General features: G+C 67.9%; 5 protein-coding genes. 1 reads left to right on the top strand and 4 read right to left on the bottom strand.

What is annotated here, in order from left to right; all coding sequences use genetic code 11:
• Nucleotides 1-81: 81 nt before the first annotated feature.
• From VXC91_RS42225 to VXC91_RS42210, 4 genes are all read right to left on the bottom strand, one after another.
• Entirely contained in the window at nucleotides 82-480 is a 399-nt protein-coding gene (locus tag VXC91_RS42225) for a tyrosine-type recombinase/integrase (protein WP_329512658.1), read from the bottom strand.
• Nucleotides 481-572: 92 nt separating this feature from the next.
• A complete protein-coding gene (locus VXC91_RS42220) occupies nucleotides 573-773 on the bottom strand; it encodes a hypothetical protein (protein WP_329512657.1) in 201 nt (66 codons plus the stop codon).
• Between the two features lie 256 nt (nucleotides 774-1029).
• Entirely contained in the window at nucleotides 1030-3222 is a 2193-nt protein-coding gene (locus tag VXC91_RS42215) for a bifunctional polysaccharide deacetylase/glycosyltransferase family 2 protein (RefSeq protein ID WP_329512656.1), read from the bottom strand.
• Nucleotides 3219-4076, bottom strand: coding sequence for a hypothetical protein (locus tag VXC91_RS42210; RefSeq protein ID WP_329512655.1), 858 nt, complete (start codon nucleotides 4074-4076; stop codon nucleotides 3219-3221). Before VXC91_RS42210 ends, VXC91_RS42215 begins: the two co-directional genes overlap by 4 nt.
• Before the next feature lie 422 nt (nucleotides 4077-4498).
• Here VXC91_RS42210 and VXC91_RS42205 point away from each other — a divergent pair, with 422 nt between their 5' ends.
• Nucleotides 4499-4744 (top strand): DUF4240 domain-containing protein, encoded by a 246-nt coding sequence (locus VXC91_RS42205; RefSeq protein ID WP_408057608.1) that lies wholly within the window; start codon nucleotides 4499-4501, stop codon nucleotides 4742-4744.
• The last annotated feature ends 266 nt before the right edge of the window (nucleotides 4745-5010 follow it).

Genomic DNA, 5010 nt, shown 5'->3' with positions numbered 1-5010 from the left:
CAGCTCAAGGGCCTGATCCACTTGTTGGATCAGGCCCTTGCGGTATCCGGGGAGCCACATGGGGAGCCACGGGCCGATTGATCAAGCCTCTGAGCGATCCTCACCGAAGATCACATCCATCGTGTCGGCCCCCTCGGTGATCACCGGCCGGAGCTGCTTGCGGTAGACGACCTCCGTCGTGGTGGTGCTGCTGTGGCCGACCACGCGAGCGATCTTTTCCACCGGGATACCGTGATCGGACATCAGCGACACGAAGCTGTGCCGCAGCTCCCGAGGCGTCCACTCCGGCGCCAGCCCTGCCGCCTTGACGATCGACCGAAAGGCCCGGCGCACGTTGGCAGCATCGAGCACCTGGCCGGTGGTCGTGGCGAAGACCAGGTCGGAGGGGTCCCACAGCAGTCCGTACGCGATCCGTTCGTCTTGCTGCCGGCGGCAATGCTCTACCGGGGCTGCGACGACCAGCGCGGGCAGCTTGAGCATGCCGACCGACAGCCCAAGACACTCCGTATCAGTAGCGGGGATCACCATTCGCGAAGACGGCAGAGCACATCCTGCGGGGCGCTGCCGGCCCACTACCCGATCGCGGCGAACGACGTCGCCCCGGCCCCCACCGCCGAACAGGCCGCCAGCAGCACCGCCACGAATGGGTGACGATTCCCCCGCCAGGAGCGCGGATCGGCCAGCTGGGAAAGCCGCTGCGGCAGCGATTCGATCTCCCGCTGCTGACGAGTCGGCGACTTGATCAGGCAGTCGGTGGCAGAGTGACGGCACATCGAAGCTCCGTCGGGCGAAGGCGACTTGGCAAGGTCACCTGCACAACGGAGCTTTGTTGCATCCGGACCCGGCCACGCCCGGCATCGTCACACCCACGTGACCTGCACACCTACGAGATCATGACAACCTTGCAATCGCCCTGCCTCTCTGCCGCCCTCTTCGCCCCTCGTGACATGGATGGGTGTGTGGGCGTGTGGGTCAGGCGACGGCTCGGGGAAGTCCGGGACGTCGTTGCGCTGGCTTGGCCGTGCGACTTCACGCCGGCTGCCGCTGCAGCGTGTCCGTCGCCGAACCGGTGCGCTGCATCCGGTGCCAGCGCAGCCTGCTGCCCAGCAGCGCCGTGACAACCGACTGCACCACCACCAGGTACATCAGCTGCCGGTAGACAAAGATCTGCAGTGGCAGGGTCCACAGCGGTTCGAACTTCTCCTTGTCGAGGCGGAGCGCGTAGAGGGCACTGAGCACCTGCACGGCCGTGAAGCCGAGCCACACGGCCCCGGCCTGGGCGGCGCTCTGGAACAGCAGCCCGTACACAGCGAAGACGTCGACGAGCGGAGCGAGCAACGGCAGCAGCATCTGGAAGACGGCGAGATAGGTCAGTCCGCGGCGACCGAACTTGCCCGCCGACCCCGTCTCGACCAGCGACCTGCGGTGCTTCCACATCGCCTGCAGAGTGCCGTAGCACCAGCGGTAACGTTGCTTCCAGAGTTGCCGGACGGTGGACGGTGCCTCCGTCCAGGCGATCGCCGACTCCTCGTACACCACCCGCCAGCCCGCGCGGCACAGCGCCATCGTCAGATCGGTGTCCTCGGCGAGGGTGTCCTCGCTGACTCCGCCGACGCCCATCAGCGCCTGACGGCGGAAGGCGCCGATCGCTCCCGGCACGGTCGGCATGCATTCGAGTATGTCGAACATCCGGCGGTCGAGGTTGAAGCCGATGACGTACTCGAGGTGCTGCCAACGGCCCAGTATGCCTTGCCGGTTGCCGACCTTCGTGTTGCCGCTGACCGCGCCGACGCGCGGGTCGGCGAGCGGCTGGATCAGGTTGCGGATCGCCTCCGGCTCGAAGACCGTGTCACCGTCGATCATCACCACGATGTCAAACTGCGCCCAGGAAAGACCGGTGTTGAGGGCGGCCGCCTTACCCGCGTTCGGCTGGCGCACCACCATCACGCGCGGATCCTCCGCCCGGACCGACTCGGCGATTTCGAAGGTGCGGTCGCTCGATCCGTCGTCGACCACGATGATCTGGATGTACGGGTACGTGGAGGCAAGCAGAGAACGCAGGGTCGCCTCAATACCTGCCTCCTCGTTGTACGCGGGCACGATCACGGTGACCGGTTCATCGACCCGCGGCAGCCGGTTACCGCGGCGCCGTTTCCTGCGGCTGCGGCGCACGTGCACGCGGGCGACCGTGAACAGCAGCACGAGGCGCCCCAGAGAGATCACACCCGCCGCCACCAGCAGCCAGGTCATGGCGTCGGCGAAGCCCCGGGACAGGGTCTGCACCCACACGACGGCGGTGCCCTTCGCCTCGGTGGCCTCCGAGACGCGGTAGTTGACATCATGCATCCGAAGTGCCGCCCCGACCGTCGTGAACCGCACGCCGTGCGGCGGGGACGCCAAGATTCTCTCCGTTTCATCAACGGCCTGCGGCGAGCCGGTGAACTGGCGGATCTCACCCCCCTTCGGGCTCCGGTCGGCGGCATCGGCGGCGACCAGGATGTAGCCGTCGTCGATCGCGCCCCGCCCGGCCGCCCACTGGTCGGCACACAAAGACGCGATGTCCCCGGTGTGCGGCAGCCGCACCAAACGGGTGCCGAGGCCAGCGGCGCCGGCAAGGGTGTTCTGAGTGATGGCGAGTTCGAGCCGCGCGCGGGTCACCGAGACCTGCGCGAGGTTGGCGTCGGTGTAGGTGTGCGAGCCGATCTGGTGGCCCTCGTCGTGGATCCTGCGCACGAGGTCCGGATGGGCGGCCACCTGGGTGCCGGAGAGGAAGAACGTCGCCTTGACGTGGTGCTTCTTCAGGACGTCGAGCAGAGCCGGGGTCCAGGCGGGATCAGGGCCGCCGTCGTAGGTCAGGGCGACCCTCTCGGCGGGGAGGTGCGCGCTGTGCAGCTTCCCGTCGGCCTCGCTCAACAGGGGGCCGCCCGCGCGTACCGCCGCGGGGGCGGCGGTGCAGTGATGGGCGGGGGCGCCGGTCGGCGCTATCTCGTGCCGCCCGTAACCGCTGAACAGCAGCGCGGTGGCGGCGACCGCGAGAATGAGAAGAAGCAGCAGCCAGTGGGCGCGGGGGTCGCGCCGCAGGGCATGCCGGTTGGTTCTGGCAGGCGGTGCCGTCTGCGTCGAGCGGGTCACCGCAGACGACCGGGCCGAGCGGTTGGCGCGGGGGGAACGACTGCTGCCGGTGGAACGGAACGTTCCGGTGTTGTGTTGTGGGTGGCTCACCTGGGTCCCTTTGTCGATCCCTGGCCGCGGCCGGGGGAGGTGCTGGAGTTCCCCCTGCCCGGCGCGCTCGTAGTGGGGGCGGCTGCGGTCGTGGGCGCGGTGGTGGTGGGTTCCTTGGTCTCGCCACCGCTCTTCGAAGCGCTCACCGATGGGCTCGGGGCCGCTGACTCCCCAGACGACTTCCCAGACCTGGCGGACGGATCGGCAGTGGGTTCGGCGGTCGAGCCGGGCTGGTCCGTGGCCGTCTTCGAATCGTCCTGCTTCTGGTCCTGCTTCTGGTCCTGGCCCCAGGGCAGCGGGCCGCCAGAGGGCACCGAACTGAAGAATCCGGCGATTACAGCGGTCATGAAGACAACGCAGACCGCCGCGACAGCGAGACCTGCACGGCGGATCAGCCGGCTGCGGCGGCCCGATACATCGACGAAGACCGAGCCGTCGTCATGCCCGGCGTCGTTTTGGTCCTCGTCGGCGCCGTAGGCGTATCCGTCGTCTCGGTACATGTGCTCATGCTCGGTGCCGGAGGCCCCACGGTCGGACTCGTGGGTGCCGCCCCCCTCGTGGGCGTCGTGGCCGCCCCGATACGTGTTGTGACTGTCACCGTACGCACCTTGCGGGTGGGAGTAACCATCGCCGAGCGCAACCCCGTGATCGGGGGCCGCCGACTCGTGCCACCCGTGCGCCGCCGCCGGATCCACGTATGCGTCGTACGCCTGCGCCTCGCCGCCGTACGGGTCGTAGATGACCTGCAGGCCCTGCGTGTCGCCACCGTCCTGGTACGCACCGTCCCCGGCGTACACGCCATTGGGGCCGCTCGCGCCATACGTACGGTTGCCGTGTTGGGGGTCCCAAGACATGGACGCAAAGTGTAGAGACTCGGGGGATCTGCGGTGCAGCAGGGGGAGGATACGCCGACCATGGACCGGATCGGGGTGCCGCGGCGGGTCAAGGGCGGGCGCGGACCCGTCCGGGGCGATGGCAGACAAGGGCTAATTGTCCTGGAATATCCGGGCCACTTACGGCGGCGGGCAGGTGCGCGTGGCGAGGGCTTAGACGATCCGATGACAGTCGTCGATGGTGACTTCCGCCAACGCGCGCCCGTGTCAGTTTCCGTCTCATTCACCCCGTACGCGGCCGTCCGGAGCGGTTCACCTCGCCCCGATGGGCCCGGCATCCGTACGGGAATGGACGCCGGTGAACGAGCCTGGATCTTGCTCTGACCAGCCCGATCGCCGGAGGCTGCTCCGATGACCGGTTCAGCGACTTCACCGCAGGCTTGGTGGCACTCGGACGCGATTGGTACGAGCAGGTAGCTGCCCACCCGGACACGCTCGCCGAGCACCCTGCCGTGCGTACCGCGGCAGCCGTCGGCGACCAGGACGTCATCTTCGATGAGGCCTTCAACTTCGTTTCATCCACGGCGTACCAGCGGCTGACCGGCGACACAGACGACTTCTGGGAGGCATGGGAGACATACCTTGCCGCTCGCTCCATCAGCGACAAGCGCGGACGACGACGGCCGTAACATGGGCGAATCGTTCGACTTCGACGATGCCCAGCAGATGCGCTGGCTCCTGCCGCGACTAGCTACGCTCTATCTCGGCCCTGCACCAGGCGAGCTCACATAGAGCCACCAGGTTTGGCGTCAAGCATCAGATGAGGTCACTGCGACACCCCCGACCGAGACAAGGCACCGCACGGGACTCGAACGGGACTCGAACGGGACTCGACCGGGATAGAACTTTCCCTACTTCATCAAGGCCCGCGCACGGCGCGGGCGCGCGCCGCCTT

The sequence above is a fragment of the Streptomyces chiangmaiensis genome (genome assembly GCF_036281785.1).
In the GTDB taxonomy this organism is placed as follows: Bacteria; Actinomycetota; Actinomycetes; order Streptomycetales; family Streptomycetaceae; genus Streptomyces; species Streptomyces chiangmaiensis.
The sequence above is the reverse complement of the archived record's forward strand: the minus strand, read 5'-3'. Positions and strand labels throughout refer to the sequence as shown.